This window comes from Halorarum salinum (genome assembly GCF_013402875.1).
In the GTDB taxonomy this organism is placed as follows: domain Archaea; phylum Halobacteriota; class Halobacteria; order Halobacteriales; family Haloferacaceae; genus Halorarum; species Halorarum salinum.
The window spans coordinates 1,581,907-1,597,865 of record NZ_CP058579.1; the positions used below are offsets into that span (position 1 = coordinate 1,581,907).

14 protein-coding genes are annotated in these 15,959 nt (G+C 73.5%); 6 read left to right on the plus strand and 8 right to left on the minus strand.

From position 1 onward, the window contains the following. Positions 1 to 8 precede the first annotated feature (8 nt). Positions 9 to 1,097: a S1C family serine protease gene (locus HUG12_RS07595; RefSeq protein ID WP_179268180.1), complete on the minus strand. Its 1,089-nt coding sequence runs from the start codon at positions 1,095 to 1,097 to the stop codon at positions 9 to 11. A gap of 608 nt (positions 1,098 to 1,705) precedes the next feature. On the opposite strand from HUG12_RS07595, the gene HUG12_RS07600 reads away from it, so the two are divergent. The 4 genes from HUG12_RS07600 (at position 1,706) to HUG12_RS07615 (ending at position 6,504) form a co-directional block, all read left to right on the plus strand. Beyond that, the gene (locus HUG12_RS07600; protein WP_179268181.1) at positions 1,706 to 2,338 is read left to right on the plus strand and encodes a bifunctional 4-hydroxy-2-oxoglutarate aldolase/2-dehydro-3-deoxy-phosphogluconate aldolase; all 633 of its coding nucleotides are present in this window, start codon (positions 1,706 to 1,708) and stop codon (positions 2,336 to 2,338) included. 96 nt (positions 2,339 to 2,434) lie between these two features. Further along, positions 2,435 to 3,418, plus strand: coding sequence for a DUF4349 domain-containing protein (locus HUG12_RS07605; RefSeq protein ID WP_179268182.1), 984 nt, complete (start codon positions 2,435 to 2,437; stop codon positions 3,416 to 3,418). A gap of 97 nt (positions 3,419 to 3,515) precedes the next feature. After that, positions 3,516 to 4,262: a high-affinity nickel-transporter protein gene (locus HUG12_RS07610; RefSeq protein WP_179268183.1), complete on the plus strand. Its 747-nt coding sequence runs from the start codon at positions 3,516 to 3,518 to the stop codon at positions 4,260 to 4,262. Between the two features lie 127 nt (positions 4,263 to 4,389). Then, positions 4,390 to 6,504, plus strand: coding sequence for a S9 family peptidase (locus HUG12_RS07615; protein WP_179268184.1), 2,115 nt, complete (start codon positions 4,390 to 4,392; stop codon positions 6,502 to 6,504). A gap of 50 nt (positions 6,505 to 6,554) precedes the next feature. Here the strand turns inward: HUG12_RS07615 and HUG12_RS07620 are convergent, their stop codons facing one another. Further along, positions 6,555 to 7,334 carry an HFX_2341 family transcriptional regulator domain-containing protein gene (locus HUG12_RS07620; protein ID WP_179268185.1) on the minus strand — a complete coding sequence of 260 codons (780 nt, stop codon included), beginning with the start codon at positions 7,332 to 7,334 and terminating at the stop codon, positions 6,555 to 6,557. 96 nt (positions 7,335 to 7,430) lie between these two features. Then, positions 7,431 to 8,300 carry a DMT family transporter gene (locus HUG12_RS07625; protein ID WP_179268186.1) on the minus strand — a complete coding sequence of 290 codons (870 nt, stop codon included), beginning with the start codon at positions 8,298 to 8,300 and terminating at the stop codon, positions 7,431 to 7,433. A gap of 126 nt (positions 8,301 to 8,426) precedes the next feature. On the opposite strand from HUG12_RS07625, the gene HUG12_RS07630 reads away from it, so the two are divergent. Then, positions 8,427 to 8,927 carry a macro domain-containing protein gene (locus HUG12_RS07630; RefSeq protein WP_179268187.1) on the plus strand — a complete coding sequence of 167 codons (501 nt, stop codon included), beginning with the start codon at positions 8,427 to 8,429 and terminating at the stop codon, positions 8,925 to 8,927. 11 nt (positions 8,928 to 8,938) lie between these two features. Here HUG12_RS07630 and HUG12_RS07635 read toward each other — a convergent pair whose 3' ends face one another. Beyond that, on the minus strand, positions 8,939 to 9,784 hold the full coding sequence (locus HUG12_RS07635; RefSeq protein ID WP_218836420.1) for a formate/nitrite transporter family protein: 846 nt from the start codon (positions 9,782 to 9,784) through the stop codon (positions 8,939 to 8,941). A 116-nt stretch (positions 9,785 to 9,900) separates the two neighbouring features. Between HUG12_RS07635 and HUG12_RS07640 the strand changes: the two genes are divergently transcribed. Then, positions 9,901 to 11,286 carry an oxidoreductase gene (locus HUG12_RS07640; RefSeq protein ID WP_179268188.1) on the plus strand — a complete coding sequence of 462 codons (1,386 nt, stop codon included), beginning with the start codon at positions 9,901 to 9,903 and terminating at the stop codon, positions 11,284 to 11,286. Between the two features lie 55 nt (positions 11,287 to 11,341). On the opposite strand, the gene HUG12_RS07645 is transcribed toward HUG12_RS07640, so the two are convergent. The 4 genes from HUG12_RS07645 to nthA all read right to left on the minus strand — a co-directional run bounded on the left by HUG12_RS07645 (position 11,342) and on the right by nthA (position 15,712). Beyond that, positions 11,342 to 13,303 (minus strand): DEAD/DEAH box helicase, encoded by a 1,962-nt coding sequence (locus HUG12_RS07645; protein ID WP_179268189.1) that lies wholly within the window; start codon positions 13,301 to 13,303, stop codon positions 11,342 to 11,344. A gap of 71 nt (positions 13,304 to 13,374) precedes the next feature. Beyond that, positions 13,375 to 14,607: a PQQ-like beta-propeller repeat protein gene (locus HUG12_RS07650; RefSeq protein WP_179268190.1), complete on the minus strand. Its 1,233-nt coding sequence runs from the start codon at positions 14,605 to 14,607 to the stop codon at positions 13,375 to 13,377. Continuing rightward, entirely contained in the window at positions 14,607 to 15,080 is a 474-nt protein-coding gene (locus HUG12_RS07655) for a nitrile hydratase accessory protein (protein WP_179268191.1), read from the minus strand. Before HUG12_RS07655 ends, HUG12_RS07650 begins: the two co-directional genes overlap by 1 nt. Continuing rightward, a complete protein-coding gene (gene nthA, locus HUG12_RS07660; RefSeq protein ID WP_179268192.1) occupies positions 15,077 to 15,712 on the minus strand; it encodes a nitrile hydratase subunit alpha in 636 nt (211 codons plus the stop codon). Before nthA ends, HUG12_RS07655 begins: the two co-directional genes overlap by 4 nt. Positions 15,713 to 15,959 lie beyond the last annotated feature (247 nt).

Genomic DNA, 15,959 nt, shown 5'->3' on the forward strand with positions numbered 1-15,959 from the left:
ACGCCGTACTACCGGACCGGCACGCTGTCGGCGGTGTCGGGCCGCTCGCGGAGTTCGACCGGCACCGTGACCTCGTCCAGGACGCCCTCGCGGAGCACGGTCACCTCGACCGACTCGCCCGGCTCGGTGTCGACGATGAGCCGGCGGATCAGTTCCTCGGCCGAACGGACCGGCTCGCCGCCGAGGCCGACGACGACGTCGCCCCCGACCGGCACCTCGCGACCCCGGACGCGGGCGGTCCGGTCACAGCCCCGGAGCCCGTCGTCGCCGGCCTCGACGACCAGCACGCCGCCCGGTTCCGGGAGCCCGTTCGCCGCCGCGACGGCCGGCGTCGCGTCCAGCGTCCGGGCCCGCAGGTACGAGTGCCGGTAGACGCCGTCGGCGACGAGGCCGGGGACGACCCGGTTCACCAGCCGCGAGGAGACGGCGAACCCGATGTTGTCGCCGCCCCTCGCGCGGTTGACCCCGACGACCTCGTAGGCGGCCTCCGGGGCCGTCGTCCCGTCGTCCCCCGCGTCCTCGTCCCCCGCGTTCCCGTCGCCCGCGTCATCCGCCGCGAAACCGTCCGACGGGCCGTCCCCGGACCCCTCGCCCACCACGTCCCGCCTGCGCGCGACCAGCGGCCCGCCGCTGTTGCCGGGGTTGATGGGGGCGTCCGTCTGCACGACGTCGGGGATGGAGAAGCCGCCCCGCGTCGGCATCGACCGGTTCACGCCGGAGACGATGCCCGCCGAGACGGAGCCGTCGAGCCCCATCGGGTTGCCCAGCGCGGCGACCGGCCGGCCCGGTTCGGGGACGTCGTCGGCGACCGCGAGCGGCGGGGCGTCGTCGGGGAGGTCCGGCACCCGGACGACCGCGAGGTCGGTGTAGGCGTCGCTGCCGACGACGCGCCCGGCGCGCCAGCGGCCGTCCGCGAGGCGGACGTGGACGTCGCGCTCGTCGCGGACGACGTGGTCGTTCGTCACGACGTGGCGCCGGTCGTAGACGAACCCCGATCCCGCGCCGCGAGCGCCCGAGGAGGAGCCCACGTAGACGGAGACGACGGAGGGGGCGACCGCGTCGTAGAGCCGTTCGAAATCGAGAGAGTGCGTGATCATCCCGGATCTACGAGGGCGATTCGCATACCTCGCTCGCGGTCTGGGCGGGGTCGCGCACGACCGATGCTACGTTTCGGACGGGTCGGGGTTCGCCTCGAAATCCCCGCGGCGTTCGGCTTCGATGTCAGTTCAGCGTCGTCGCTGCAGTGCCCGACAGCCGCGGCCCCTTTCAGTCCCACCCGACCGCACCGCCGCCTCGCCCTCCCGTACCTCGGAGCACGCTCCTCGGAACTCACCCTCGTGGTTCGAAAATCGATGACTTTCGACAGTACGGGAACTCGGGGAGTTCCCGTCAGCGGCCAGATTCCTACGGAATCTGGCAGCATCACGAAAGGCGCAAAGCGCCTTTCGAACGGCTCCGCTCGCGTGAGCAGCCTCCTGCGCTCCTCGCCTCGGGCGCTCACTCCGTTCACTCCCTCTGCTGCGGTGTCCGCGGGCGACTTGCGGGTCGCCCGCGGGCTAGCGAGACCGGCGGTCCCGCCGTGCTCGTCCCTCGCACGAGCGGCCGCGCTCCGCGCGGCCGCCGCGCGCCGGTCGGAGTGCCCTTCGTCCCCCGCCGACTCACCGGGACCCCCGCGTTTATTGACGCCCCGAACGTTCACTCGCGCATGAGTACGCTCGATGCGCTGCGGGAGAGCGGGGTCGTCGCCGTGCTTCGCGGCGCGGAGTCGGAGACGGTCGTAGACACGGCCGAGGCGCTCGTCGAGGGCGGCGTCACCGCGCTGGAGGTGACCGCCGACACGGCCGGATCGACCGAGATGATCCGGACGCTCGCCGGGGAACTGGGCGACGAGGTGCTCGTCGGGGCGGGGACGGTGCTCGACGCCGCGACGGCACAGTCGGCCATCGCGGCCGGCGCGGAGTTCGTCGTCTCCCCCTCGTTCCACGAGGACGTGGTGGAGACGTGCAACCGGTACGGCGTCCTCGTCGCGCCGGGCGTCATGACTCCGACCGAGGCCGTCGAGGCGTACGAGGCGGGCGCGGACGTGGTGAAGGTGTTCCCCGCGGCCACGCTCGGGCCCGACCACCTCGCCGCGATGAAGGGCCCGCTCCCCCAGATCCCGATGCTTCCGACGGGCGGCGTCTCGCCCGAAAACGCGGGCGACTACGTCGAGGCCGGGGCGCTCGCGGTCGGCGCCGGGTCCGCGCTCGTGGACCGCGACGCGGTCGAGGCCGGCGAGTTCGGGGCGATCACCGAGCGTGCGCGGACGTTCCGCGGCGTGGTCGAGGACGCGCGGTAGCCCGGCGTCAGGTCACCACCCCCCGGCCGGCTGAAAGGCTCAAACGTCCCTTTCACATTCCCGAGGAGTTAGGACGTCGGGGGAGAACCGACCTCCATGCGTCGAAGACACGTACTCGTCGTCGTCGTCGCCGTCGCCCTCGCGCTCGTGCTCGCCGGCTGTTCGGGCGCGGGCAACGACGGCAACGGCGGCGGCGGACCGAACCTCGCGGGCGACCACGCCGACACGGGCGCCCCCGAGTCGACCCAGTCCGGCGACGGGGCTGGCGGCGACGACGGCGGCGGGAGCGCCGACGTGGGTGCGAACGTCCAGAACCGGGAGATCATCTACACCGCCGAGGTGCGACTCGAGGTCGACGACTACGACGCCGCGCGGGAGAACCTGACCGCGGCGGCCCGCGAGCGCGGCGGCTACGTCGGCGACGCGAACCGGCAGGTCCGCGGGAGCGGCAACGACACGTTCGTCGTCGGCACGGTCACGCTCCGGGTGCCCTCCGGCAACTACTCCGACGCGATGGCGGCCGTGGACGAGAACGGCGAGGTGCTCGAGTCCCGGGAGTCGACCGACGACGTCACCGACCAGGTCGTCGACCTCCGCGCACGCCTCGACAGCCTGCGGACCGAGCGCGACAGGCTCCGGGAGCTGTACGAGGAGGCGAACGACACCGAGGAGGTGCTGGCGGTCCAGCGCGAACTCTCGGACGTCCAGACCGAGATCGAGCGCGCCGAGGCGCGGCTACAGAGCCTGGAGCGGCAGGTCGCGTACAGCACCATCACGGTCCGCATCGAGGAGCCGCGACCCGACCCCCAGCCGCTCGAGGGCACGCGGTTCCACGAGACGCCGCTACTCCAGGCGTTCCTGGCGTCGGTCGACGGGGTCGTCGTGCTCCTCAGGTCCGCCGTGGTGTTCTCGGCGTACGCGCTCCCGTACGCGCTCGTCCTCGGGGTCCCGACGGTCGCCGTCGCGGCGCTGGCCAGGCGCCGCGAACTCCCGTCCCTGCGGGGCGGTGGGAACGGAGGGAATGGGGGGAACCGAGGGAACGGTGAGAACGGGCGGGAGGGGGGCAACGGGGGGGAGTGACGCGGCCGCGACGAGCCACCCGCCGCCGACCGGTCGAGTGCGCGGGAATATCGGCCCGACCGGGGGACCTTTCCCGTCCGGTTCCCGACTCCGGAGCATGACGCTCGCCTCTGCGCTCGCGGCCGGCGCGATCGTCGGCGCCCGACACGCGCTGGAATCGGACCACCTCGCGGCGGTGGCGACCATCGTCGAGGAGGACGAGTCCCGACCCGGCCTGGTGGGCGCGTCGTGGGGCGTGGGTCACTCGCTTCCCGTCGTCCTCCTCGGACTCACGTTCGTCTGGCTCGGCGTTCGACTCCCGGGGGCGTTCACCGTCCTGTTCGAGGCGGTGGTCGGCGCAGTACTGGTGTTCCTCGGCGCCAGGATGCTGTGGCGGGTGCTCCGGGACCGACCGGCGACTGGCCACGACCACCGGGACGGGACGGGATCCCACGAGGACGCGGACGGGACGTCGCCCGCAGACCGCGGCGACGGGACCCGCCACCGGGACGGCGCCGGCGGAACTGGCCACACGCACATCCGGTTCGGCGGCCTCTCACTGGGGCTCACGCACGGCCACCTCGACGGGGAGGGCGTCGCGGTCGGCGTGCTCCACGGGCTGGCCGGGAGCGGCGCGCTCGTCGTCCTGCTCGTCTCGTCGGCCCCGACCGCGGCGGCGGCCGCCTCGTTCCTCGCGTCGTTCGCCCTGCTGTCGGTCGTCACCATGGCGCTGGTCGTGGCGGTCTGGGGGCGGACGCTCGGGACGCGGTTCGAGCGCGTCCTCGAGGTCACGGCGGGGGTCGTCGGCGTCGCCGTCGGTGCGCTCCTGCTCGCCGAGCAGGTCGGGCTCGCGGGCGTCCTCTGAGCCCGCGCGCCCCGGGTCCGATGCCGGGTCGATGGAGGTCGATGCGGACCCGGTCGGCCCGCGGTCGAACCCGGCCGCGCCGACCGGTTGGGGAAGCTATTTCGCCCGGCGACCGTACCCACGAGCGATGAGCGAACTCCCCATCGACGCCCACTACGACCTCACGGAGGTCCGCGACGTCGCCCTCTCGCCCGACGGGAGTCGGGTCGCGTTCCTCGCGGACGAGTTCGACGCCGACGAGGACGAGCGCGTCCCGTCGCTGTTTCTCGTCCCGGCCGACGGCTCGCGGGACCCCCACCGGCTCACGCGCCTCCCCGGCGCGTCGGGTCCGAAGTGGAGCCCGGACGGCGACCGCCTGGCGTTCCTCGCCGCCCGCGAGGAGGACGTCGCGCGCCGCGTGGGGGTCGATGCGGACGGCGACGATGCGGACGGCGAGGGCGGGGACGGGGACGCGACCGCCGACGACGAACCGGCCGGTGACGACGAACCGGACCGGCAGGTCTGGCTGTTCGACCTCGCGCTCGGCGGCGACGCCCGCCAGGTGACCGACTTCCCGGAGGGCGCGGCGGAGTTCGACTGGAGCCCGGACGGCGACAGGCTCGCCGTCGCCGCCCGCGACCCGACCGACGAGGAGCGCGCCTACCTCGACGCGCGCGAGGAGGGCGGCCCCGTGGAGACGGAACGGCTCCAGCACAAGTTGGACGGCGTCGGCTACACCGACACCGTGCGGACGTACCTCCACGTCGTCGACGTCGGGACCGGCGAGGCCGAGAAGCTGGAGGACGCGTACGGCGGCGGTGCCTTCTCCGGGCTCCGCGGCCTCCAGCCCGCGTGGGGCCCGACCGACCGCATCGCCTTCTGCGCGTACCACGGCGAGGACGGCGACGACACGCTCGTCACCGACGTGTTCACCGTCGCGCCCGACGGCACCGACCTGCGGCGACTCACCGACTCGGACCTCTCGGCGAACGCCCCCGAGTGGTCGCCCTCGGGCGAGCGACTCGCGTTCGCCGGAGCGAACCCGGAAAACTGGTGCATCCCGACGCAGCTGTACTGCCACGAGGACGGCGAATACGGGTCGCTGACCGCGGACCTCGACCGGACGCTCGCCCGCGGCGCGGACATCGACTGGGTCGACGACGGGACCCTCTACACGACGATCGGCGACGAGGCGCGCACCCGCCTGCTCCGCGTCTCGGTCGACGGGACGACCGAGCGCACCTTCGAGGCGCAGGGGAACGACCGCGCGCTCGGGAACGTCGACGTCGCCGACGGCAGGGCCGCCTTTACCCTCTCGCACCCGAGCGAGGGCGAGGACGTGTACGCCGTGGACGCGGCGGACCTCGGGGCGGACGAGGAGCCCGAATCGCTCGTCCGCCTCTCCGAGGTCAACGCCGACCTGACCGACGAGTACCCGATGCCCGAGGTCCGGCGCGTCGAGTGGGAGAGCGAGGGCAACGCCATCTCGGGCATCGTCTACCACGACCCCGACGCGGACCCCGAGGACGGCGACCACCCGCTCGTCGTCGCCATCCACGGCGGCCCCGTGAGCTACGACGAGCCGACCTTCTCGTTCGCCCACGCGGCGCTCACCTCCCGCGGCTACGTCGTGCTCCGGCCGAACTACCGCGGCGGCTCCTCGTTCGGCCGCGACTTCTGCGAGGCGCTCCACGGCCAGTGGGGCACCCACGAGGTGACCGACGTCGCCGCCGGCGTCGAGTCGATGGTCGAGCGCGGGTGGGCGGACCCCGACCGCGTGTTCGGCTACGGCTTCTCCTACGGCGGCATCGCGCAGGGGTTCCTCGTCACCCGGGAGCCGGACCTGTTCGCGGCGGCCGCGCCCGAACACGGCATCTACGACCTCCGGTCCGCGTACGGCACCGACGACTCCCACCTCTGGATGGAGAACGAGTACGGCTACCCGTGGGAGGTGCCCGAGGAGATCGACGCCTCCTCGGCCATCACCGACGTCGGGAGCCTCGAGACGCCGCTGCTCGTCACCGCCGGCCGCGACGACTGGCGCTGCCCGCCCTCACAGTCCGAACAGCTCTACGTCGCGGCGAAGGCGCGGGGCGTCGACGCGCGGCTGGTCGTCTACGAGGACGAACACCACGACGTCGGGACGCCCGACCGGGCCGTCCACCGGCTCGAGGAGGTGCTCGCGTGGTACGAGCGCCACGACCCCGCCACCGGGGACGGCGCGGGGACGGACCCGCACGGGCGGTCCGAGACGGGCGAGTAACTCGGGTCCGGCGGGGTCCGGTTCCGGTCGGAACTCGACGTCGTACCCCGTCAGTCCTCGATCCGGTGGCCGAACGCCCTGAGCGTCCGCTCGCCGGCGTCGCTGACCGAGACGTACTTCGACCGGCCGACCGCGGTCACCTCCACGTCCCCCCGCTCCAGGAGCGGGTCGAGGACGTGCGAGTCGAGGAGCCGGTAGTACCCCTTCTCGGTGCTCGCGTCCGAGGAGGCGACGAACGGGAACCCCGACTCGCGCACGTACTCGACGAGGTCACCCTTCGACACGCCCGCGTAGCGCCCCGTCACGTCCCGCCCCTCGTCGGCGGCGTCGACGTGCGCGAGGACGGCGAGCTGTTCGTCGGGCGGCGTCTCAACCGGGTAGGCGGGGAGCGCCTGCACCTCGGCGACGGTCTCGTGGGTCGGCTCGTGGGGGAGCCGGTCGCCGTCCGGGCCGTAGTCGGGCCGGGCGTACAGCGGCGTCGCGCCGGTCATCATGCACGCCATCGCGCCGGCGACGGCGGTGATGCGGCTGCCCGAGGAGATGTTCACGTACACGTCGTCGCCGGCGTGGTCGTCGATGGCGGCCGCGACCGCGCCGAGCGCGTCGTAGAAGTCGAACAGGTCGCAGGCCCTGCGCTCCAGGTCGACGCGGTCGTTCGCCTCGAGTTCCCCCAGGAACTCGGCCAAGTACGGGAGGTCGGCGTCGCCGTCGGCGTACTCCAGCGCCACGACCTTGTCCGCGCGCCAGCGAAACACCGGCTCGCGGAGCCGCGCGTACTCGGCGCCCAGCGGCACCACCTGCACCCGGAGGGGGACCGGCGGGTCGTCCATGGTGGTCGGCCGCCGCGAACGGTAATGACGGTATCGAACCGTCGTGACCGTTCCCGATCGCCGACGTCCCCCGTCCCGTTCGCCGACCGCCCCAGTTCAACCGGTGGCCGCCAGCAGCGCCCCGACCCCGACCACCCCCAGCGCGAGCAGGTCGAGGGGGCTGAGCGACTGTCCGAGCGCGAGCCACCCGAGCGCCGCGACCTGCAGCAGCATCGTGTTGTTGACGACGCTCGCCTCGACGGCGGTGAGCGTCCTGAGCGCGACGTTCCAGAGCCAGAACGCGAGCGCCGTGTTGACGACCGCGAGCCAGGCGACGACCCCGATTTCGGGCGGCGCCAGCGGCGGGATCGGCTCCGTGGCGAGCGCGGTCGCCGCGAGCAGGAGCGCCCCGACGGTCATGCTGACGGTCGTAACCGCCAGCGCCGGGAGCGTCCGGTCACGGTTCGCCGCCCGGCCGACGACCGCCCCGCCGGCGTTCCCGGCGAGCGCGAGCAGGCCGGCGAGCAACCCGGCGCCGAGGGCGGGCGCGGCGTCGAAGTAGAGGACCGCGCCGGCGACGAGCGTCACGACGCCGACGCCGGTCCGGGCGGTCGGGCGCTCGCCCAACGTCGGCCACGCGACCGCCGCGACGACCGCCGGGGTCGCCGTGAGCAGCAGGCTCACCGCCGCGGCCCGGAGCGACGTCAGCGCGAGGAACTGCCCGCCCTGCGTGACGCCGTACAGCAGGACGCCGAGCGCGAGGAGCCGCAGCCACTCGACGCGTGAGGCGCTCGCGAGCGACCGGTGCTGGCCGCGAAGCACCGTCGCGACGGCGAGCATCGCGGCCGCCAGGCCGTAGCGGAGCGCGGCGAACGAAAGCGGCGGAAGCGTCCGGAGGCCGACGTCGATCAGGACGTAGGAACTCGACCAGAGGAACGTGACGAGGAGGCCGAGCCCGATGGCCCGGCGCGTGGAACCGACGTTCACGGGTCCGGGTGGCTATCATGAGGACGTTACGGTACCCCCGTTACCATCGTTACTACCCCTACCGGGCCGGACGCGGCTGGCCGATCCGGAGGTAGAGATACGGGACTCCGACCGAAACCGCCACCCATGGACTTCGAGGTGATTCGCGGCGACATCGCCGATCAGTCCGCCGACGCGCTCGTGAACGCCGCCGGGACCAGCCTCCGGATGGGGTCGGGCGTCGCCGGCGCGCTCCGCCGCCGTGGCGGCGAGGAACTGAACGAGGCCGCGATGGAACGGGGGCCAGTAGACCTCGGCGACGTGGCGGTGACCGACGCCTACGGGCTCGACGCGGCGTACGTGATCCACGCGGCGGCGATGCCCCACTACGGAGACGGGGAGGCGACCGCCGGGAGCGTCCGCGACGCGACGCGGAACGCGCTGGCGACGGCCGACGGACGGGGCTGTGAGTCGCTGGTGATCCCGGCGCTCGGCTGCGGGGTCGCGGGCTTCGACCTCCGCGAGGGCGCCCGGACCATCGCCGAGGAGATACGTTCGTTCGAACCGGAGTCGCTGACGGACGTGCGCTTCATCGCGTACTCGGACGAGGAGTACCGAACGGTTCGCGAGGCGGTCGAGGGCGCGTGACCGGCCCCGGCTCAGTCCTGCTCCGAAGCGTCCGGGTCGAGGTCGACGTCCTCGCCGACGAGCGCGATGTGGCCGTAGTTGAGCAGGCCGACGAACACCGTCCCGCCGACGACGTTGCCGAGGGTGGTCCAGAGGAGGAAGTGGACCAGCCCGCCGACGCCCACCCCCTGTCCGAGCAGGAGCGCGGTCAGCACCTCCGTCGTCCCGAGGATGCTGTGGTGGAACGGCCCGAACCCGATGGCGCCCGTGCCGAGGAGGACGAACGCCGCCCGCCCGATGGTGTCGCGGCTGGCCGCCGAGAGCCACGTCACGAGCCCCATCAGCCAGCCCGCGAGCACGCCGCTGAGGGTGACCGCCCACCAGGGGAGCGGCACCAGCGCGCCGGCGAGGCTGCCGAACGCCGAGGCCGAGAGGACGTCGCGCGAGGCGACGACGCCGGTCAGCAGGGCCGAGAAGACGGCACAGCCGACCAGGTTCGATGCGTAGGTGACCGCCCACAGCCTGCCGAGGTCGCGGCTCGAAGCCTGCCCGTCGAGCACCGGGAGCACGCCGAGCGTGGAGTGTGCCGTGAACAGCTCCGTCTGTCCGACGACGACGAAGAGGAACGCGACCGAGGAGGCGGCCGCGAGCGCGGTCTGCTGGACCAGGTCGGAGTCGAAGCCGCCCGAGAGCGTCAGCACCAGCCCCATGAACAGCGCGCCGAAGCTCAGGTTCAGCCCCGCCGAGATGCCCGAGAGGAACAGCCCCGAGTTCGGCCGGTCCATCTCCGTGAGCGCGTTGTCCATCTCACGCTCGAGGATGTTCCGGTACGAGAGCGTCGCCCCCGAGGGGTCGCCGTCGCCGTCCGTGGACTCCATACCGCCGGTTCGCCACGAGGAGGGTTAATTCGACGGGCCGACCGCCGACCGAACCGCCCCGAACGACGGGTCGGGCCCGCAGTGGCTTCAAACGTTCCCGGGCCGTACTCCGGCCGATGACCGGCTCCACCGCCGCGGCGCTCGAGACCCCACTCCGTGTCGGGGACGTCGCGCTCCCGAACCGGCTCTACCGCGCGCCGCTGCTCGAGTGCGCCGGGAACGGCCCCGGCGCCGTCGACGCGCTCGTCGACGCGCTCGAACCGGCGGCCGCCGCCGGTGCGGGACTGGTCTGTCAGGGCGCGACCATCGTCCGCCCGGAGGGCGGCTGTGCCGCGCCGGGGATGACGCGCGTCCACGATCCGGACTTCGTCGCGGACCTCGAACGGCTCACGGAGGCGGTCCACGCCCACGGCGGACGGATCGCGATCCAGCTCGAACACGGCGGCCTGCGCTCGATGGAGACCTGGCACCACGGGCACCGCGACGCCAACCCGGGCCTCGAACAGCTCGCGGTCTCGGAGCCGCCGCTTCCCCTCCGGGTGCTCGACCGCGCAGGGTTCCTCTCGTACGACCCCCGCGTCCTCTCGACCGACGAGGTGTACGACCTCGCCGCGGACTTCGGCCGGTCCGCGGCGTACGCGGCCGACGCGGGCTACGACCTGATCCACCTCGCGGGCGCGAACATGGGCATCGTCCAGCAGTTCCTGTCCCCGTTCTACAACCGGCGGGACGACGAGTTCGGCGACGGCGTCCGCTTTCTGGAACTCGTCCGGGAGGAGATCCGCGATCGCGCGGGCGACGTGCCCGTGACGACCAAGGTGCCCGCGGAGACCGAGGCGCCGCCGTTCGTCCGCCGGCGGCTCACGGGAGCGGACTGCGTTCGGCTGTGCCAGCGGCTCGAGGCGGCGGGGTACGACGCGCTCGTCCCCGTGTCGGGCTCGGTGTTCTGGGACATGAGCGTGATCCGGGGCGAGTTCCCGGCCCGGTCGTGGCGCGACGATCGGTTCCGCGGGGGGTACGCGGCGGCCTTCGGCTCCCGCTGGCGCGCGGCGCTCGTCGCGCTGGCGAACTGGGTCGAGTCCCTCCGGTACGGCTTCGAGCCCGCCTGGAACGCCGACCTCTGCGGTCGGGTCCGGGAACGGGTCGACGTGCCGGTGTTCTGCGAGGGCGGCGTCCGCGACCGGGGAACGATCGACGACCTGCTGGGAACCGCCTGCGACGCGGTCGGGATGGCCCGCCCGTTCTACGCCGAACCGCGGCTCCCCGCCCGACTGCTCGGCGCTGCGGGTGACGGGGCCACGGGTAACGACGCCGCGGGTGACGGCGCGATCGATGTGCCGCCTGCCGCGGTCGCCTGCGAGAACTGCAACAACTGCGTCGTCCCCCAGGCGTCGGGCGAGTCGGGGATCTGTCGGACGCCGTCGGTGCTCCGCCGGGTCGGGGAGCGGCGGCGGGCCGGCGAGTACGACCGCGACGCGGACCGGTCCGCCGCCGACCCCTGACCGGATCGACGGGCCCCCGTCGGGTCCAGCGTACACGGCCGTCGGCCATGACCTCTCACGGCGCCTCCGTCGAGTCCGGCTGGAGGCTCGCCCGCGTCGACTCAAGCGCCGGGAGATCGATCCCGAGGACGGCCGCGACGGCCCCCGCGGCGCCGAGCAGCCACTCCGTCCGCTCGACCCGCGACTCGAGGTCGCCGGGTCCGATCCGGTAGTCCGCGACGAGCTCCTCGGGGGGAACGCCCTCGACCAGTTCCGCGAGGACGCGGGCGGTCTTCAGCGACTCCAGCCACCCCTCGAAGTCGTCCGTCTCACCCATCCCCGTCGTCAGTTCGCTCCCGTGTTCGCGGGCGTACTGGTACATCGCGGCCCGTTCGCGCTCGCCGAGGTAGGTGTCGTGCATGTCCGGCGTCGCGCAGACGAGTTCGAGCGCGGTGAGCGGGGTCACGTCGGCCGGGTCCATCGCCGCCGCGGTCCGGAGGCCGGCGACCAGTCGCTCCCCGGTTCGAGGGGTCACGTACTGTCTCGACACCTGCTCGCCGAGCTCCGTCGCGGCGATGCCGCCGTCGTCGGGCGCGAGCATGTCCATCTCGATGAGCTCCCCGATCACGTCGCCGACGATTCCCCCGAGGTCGGGGTTCGGCGTCCGGGATGCGTAGAACGTCCCGCCGAGCGCCTCGAGGACGCCCGCCTGCGAGTTCGCGATGCCGGTGGCGACGAGCGCGAGCGTGTGGGTGCGGAGCGCGTCGCGGTCCCGGAGCTGTGACTCGACGGCCTCGGGTTCGCCCTCGACGTAGCGCTCCCACAGCTCGTCGCGGTCGTCCGCGTCGCCGACGAGCACGGCCTCGCCGTAGGGGTCGAGGTGCGGGCGCCCGGCCCGCCCGCACATCTGGTGGACCTCCAGGGCGGGGAGCCACTCGGTCCCCGTGCCGGTGTAGCGCTGCTGGTCCCGGACGACGACCCGGCGGGCGGGGACGTTGACGCCCGCCGCGAGCGTCGGCGTCGCGCAGATGACCGCCAGCCTGCGGTCGCGGAAGGCGTTCTCGACGACCGAGCGGTGTTGCGAGCGGAGCCCGGCGTGGTGGAACGCGACGCCCCAGGCCGCGCTCTCGGCGAGTCGCTCGCCGAGTTCGGTGCCGCCGGCGTCCCGGACCTCCTCGGCGACCGCCGCGGCGTCCGGCCCGATCTCCGCCGCGTCCGCGAGCCCCTCCTCGCGCAGGCGGTCGGCCAGCCGTTCGGCCTCTCTGCGCGAGCGCACGAACGCGAGCGCCTGGCCCCCGCTCGAGACGGCCTCGCGGACGAGCGCGGCGGTCGCCTCGGTGTCGCCCCCGTCCGCGGGGTCGTCAGGGTCGAACCCGTCGACGTCGGCGGTCGTCCCGTCGTCGAACCGGACGGCCGCGTCGGCGTACACCCCCGTCCGGAGGTCGACGGGCCGCCAGTCGGACTCGACGAGTTCGGCGTCGAGCCACGCGGCGACGTGCTCGGGGTTGTCGACGGTCGCGGAGAGCGCGACGACCTGGACGTCCGGCGCCCTGCGGCGGAGCGTCGCGAGCGTCACCTCCAGGGTCGGACCGCGGCCCGGCGCGCCGAGCAGGTGGACCTCGTCGACGACGACGCAGGCGAGGTCCGCCACCCACGCGGCGCCGTTGCGGACGGCCGAGTCGACCTTCTCGGACGTGGCGACGACGACGTCGTGGTCGGCCAGTTCCGCCGCCGGCGAGTCGAAGTCGCCCGTCGAGATGCCGACGCTCACGCCCGGGAGAGCGTCGAACTCCTCGTACTTCTCGCGGGCGAGCGCACGGAGGGGACAGACGTAGAGCCCCGGGCCGTCGGCCGTGAGCAGGCCGAGCTGGGCGAGGAGCGTCTTGCCCGAGGCGGTGGGAACGGCCGCGACGACGTCCCGGCCCTCGCAGACGCCGGCCTCGACGGCGGCCGCCTGCGGCGGGTAGAGTTCCTCGATGCCCTCCGCCCGGAAGTGCTCCACGTACTCGGGGGACAGCGGGAGGTCGTCGACGCGCACGGATGGTGGGTACTCCGTCGCTATGTGGTAAAAGGGTTCGCCGACCGCGGGGCGTCAGTGGTCGCCGTCGGTCACCTCCCCTCGGGGACGCGGCCGACGTGGAGGCGGTACGCGCCGCGGGTGACGGCCTCGTCGTGGTAGCGGATCGGCTCCTCCACGGCCGCGAACCGGCCGTCGGAGAGCGAGGCGGCCGTCACGATTCCCTCCGTGGACGGCGCGGCCACCTCGCCGTCGACCAGGTCGAACAGCTGGAAGCCGTGGGTGCGCGGGTCGCGCGTCCACATGTTCTGGGCCGAGGGAACGAGGACCAGGCCGCCGTCGACGCCGAGTTCGCGCGTCAGTCCCCGCACGTCCGCGCCCCGGCGGTGCTCGCCGGCGGGGGAGAAACAGCGGATCCGATGCTCGTGGGGGTGGAGCGACTCCGCGGCGCGCGGGTACGTGCTCCCCGTGACGAACGCCACGCCTGCTTCGGCTCCGTGGACCGCAGTGGGGTGAGCGTACACCGTCTCACCGTCGACCTCGCGCGGCGTCGCGAGATCGGCGCGCCAGCGCGTGGTGCCGTCCCCGTCGAGCACGTACCCCCGGTGATCCCCGTAGTCGATCGCCACGACCCCCTCCGGGAGGAGCGCCACGTCGCCGACGCGACGCTCGTCCGGGGAAGTCCCGACCCCCCAGCGCATCAGTTCGGTCCCCCGTACGGGGTCGAGCACGACGGCCGGGGCGTCGTGGTCGCCGGGACAGCGGTTGTACGCGACCGCGAGGCGTCCGTCTCGGACCGAGAGTGCGCTGACGCAGGCGTCGGAGCCGTACCGCCACCGGACCTCGCCGGCCGGGTCGAACGCCAGGACGACGCTGGAGTACGCTCTCGAGTCGCCCTCGCGGCTTGCACGTCGGACGGCGACGAACAGCCGATCCCCCTCGGCGACCGCGTCGACGACGAACGGGTGGTCGCCGTCGGCGTCGACCCGCGGCCCGCCGACGTCGTCGCTCGCGGCGTACGTCCACCTGACCGTCCCCCCGTCGATCACCCGCACGGTCCCGTCCGGGTCACGGCCGCCGGCGGCGACGCCCCCGTCGAACGGGGCGAGAGAGACGGCACCCCCGTCGGCGTCGGCGGTCCACCGCGTCGCGAGCGTTCCGGGATCGACCGCGAGGACTCGACCGTCGGCAAGCCCCGTGACGACCGCGTCGTCGACGACGAGGACGCCCGAGCGCCGGGACAGCGACCGGGTGCGTGCGGGCTCGAGTTCGCCCAGCGGGACCGAGTTCGTTCGATCGGGCCGACGTGACCCCGACGGCCCCATCAGTGCGAGTGGTCGTGGCCGCGGTGGTCAGAGCCGTCCGCGTGTCCCTCCGGAAGGCGGTCGGCGTGCGCGCGCGGGTCGCCCTCGACGAACTCGTGGGCGTCGCGGTCGCCGTCGGCGAACTCGGCGGCGCGCTCGGCGAACGCTTCGGCGTCGATCACTCCCCGCTCCGTGAGGAACCGCTCGAGCGCGGCGAGCCACGCGCCGTAGTAGTCGCCCTCGTCGCCGTCGACCTCGTCTCCGGCCTCGGTCCCGCCCCCGGCTCCGGCCGATCGGTCGAGTTCCGCGACGAGCTCGCGCCGGAAGCCGTCCCAGTTCCGGTCGCGCTCGCCCTCGTCGGTGAGCGCCACCGCGAGCGCGAACGCGCGGGCCTGCCAGGGCTCCGCGAACGTCGGCCCCTCGCGTTCGCCGCCCGGGGGACGACGGTGATCGCGTGCTCCGCGCGTCCCTCGCGGGCCGTCCCCGGTGCTCACGCCTCGACACCCCCGAGTCGTTCGACGCCGATCATGGAGTTGCGGGTGACGAGTTCTGCCAGTTCGTCCTCGCTCAGGCCGTCGGTCCCCTCGGGCCGCTGCGGGAGCACCATGTACCGGATCTCCGAGTTGGAGTCCCACACCTCCACGTCGACCGAGTCGGGGAGGTCGGTGTCGAACTCCTCGCGCAGCAGCGCGCGGGGCTCGTCGACGACGCGGGAGCGGTAGGCGGGCGACTTGTACCACGTCGGCGGGAGGCCGAGCACCGCCCAGGGGTAACACGAGCAGAGCGTGCAGACGACGACGTTGTGGACGTCGGGCGCGTTCTCGACCACCCGCAGCTCCATCACCTCGTCGTTCACCTCGACGTCGAGTTCGGCCACCGCCGAGATGCCCTCCTCGAGCAGGCGCTCGCGGTAGTCGGGGTCGGTCCAGGCCCGCGCGACGACCCGGGCGCCGTTCATCGGCCCGACGTCGCTCTCGTAGGTCGATATCACCTCGTCCACCGCGTCGGTGCTCAGGATCCCCTCCTCCACGAGGACGGACTGGAGGGCGCGCGCCCTCGCCTCCGGGTCGACGTCGCGGAGGTCCGGGTTCGGTGTCTCCGGCGGTTCCGGCGTCTCCTCTGCCATGGGAAGTGGTGGCGTTCACGCGGACTTAGCCGTTGGCCCCGAGGCGGTGTTCGGTCAACCGTCCGGCGCGTGCCGGCGCGGACGGAGCCGCGCCGGATGCGCACGAGGGACGAGCGAACGCGGTGAGCGAGGCGGCTGGGGAGGTCACGCGAGTGAACGAAGTGAACGAGCGTGAGTGGCTGCGGTCGGGTGAGACCGAAAGCCCCCGTGCGCTCGGCTCCCGGGCCTCGTTGCGCGCGCTCGGTCG

Bases quoted from the DNA above. Each gene is read 5' to 3' on its own strand.
- HUG12_RS07595 (WP_179268180.1), bottom strand. From the start codon at position 1,097: ATGATCACGCACTCTCTCGATTTCGAACGGCTCTACGACGCGGTCGCC.
- HUG12_RS07600 (WP_179268181.1), top strand. From the start codon at position 1,706: ATGAGTACGCTCGATGCGCTGCGGGAGAGCGGGGTCGTCGCCGTGCTT.
- HUG12_RS07605 (WP_179268182.1), top strand. From the start codon at position 2,435: ATGCGTCGAAGACACGTACTCGTCGTCGTCGTCGCCGTCGCCCTCGCG.
- HUG12_RS07610 (WP_179268183.1), top strand. From the start codon at position 3,516: ATGACGCTCGCCTCTGCGCTCGCGGCCGGCGCGATCGTCGGCGCCCGA.
- HUG12_RS07615 (WP_179268184.1), top strand. From the start codon at position 4,390: ATGAGCGAACTCCCCATCGACGCCCACTACGACCTCACGGAGGTCCGC.
- HUG12_RS07620 (WP_179268185.1), bottom strand. From the start codon at position 7,334: ATGGACGACCCGCCGGTCCCCCTCCGGGTGCAGGTGGTGCCGCTGGGC.
- HUG12_RS07630 (WP_179268187.1), top strand. From the start codon at position 8,427: ATGGACTTCGAGGTGATTCGCGGCGACATCGCCGATCAGTCCGCCGAC.
- HUG12_RS07635 (WP_218836420.1), bottom strand. From the start codon at position 9,784: ATGGAGTCCACGGACGGCGACGGCGACCCCTCGGGGGCGACGCTCTCG.
- HUG12_RS07640 (WP_179268188.1), top strand. From the start codon at position 9,901: ATGACCGGCTCCACCGCCGCGGCGCTCGAGACCCCACTCCGTGTCGGG.
- HUG12_RS07650 (WP_179268190.1), bottom strand. From the start codon at position 14,607: ATGGGGCCGTCGGGGTCACGTCGGCCCGATCGAACGAACTCGGTCCCG.
- nthA (WP_179268192.1), bottom strand. From the start codon at position 15,712: ATGGCAGAGGAGACGCCGGAACCGCCGGAGACACCGAACCCGGACCTC.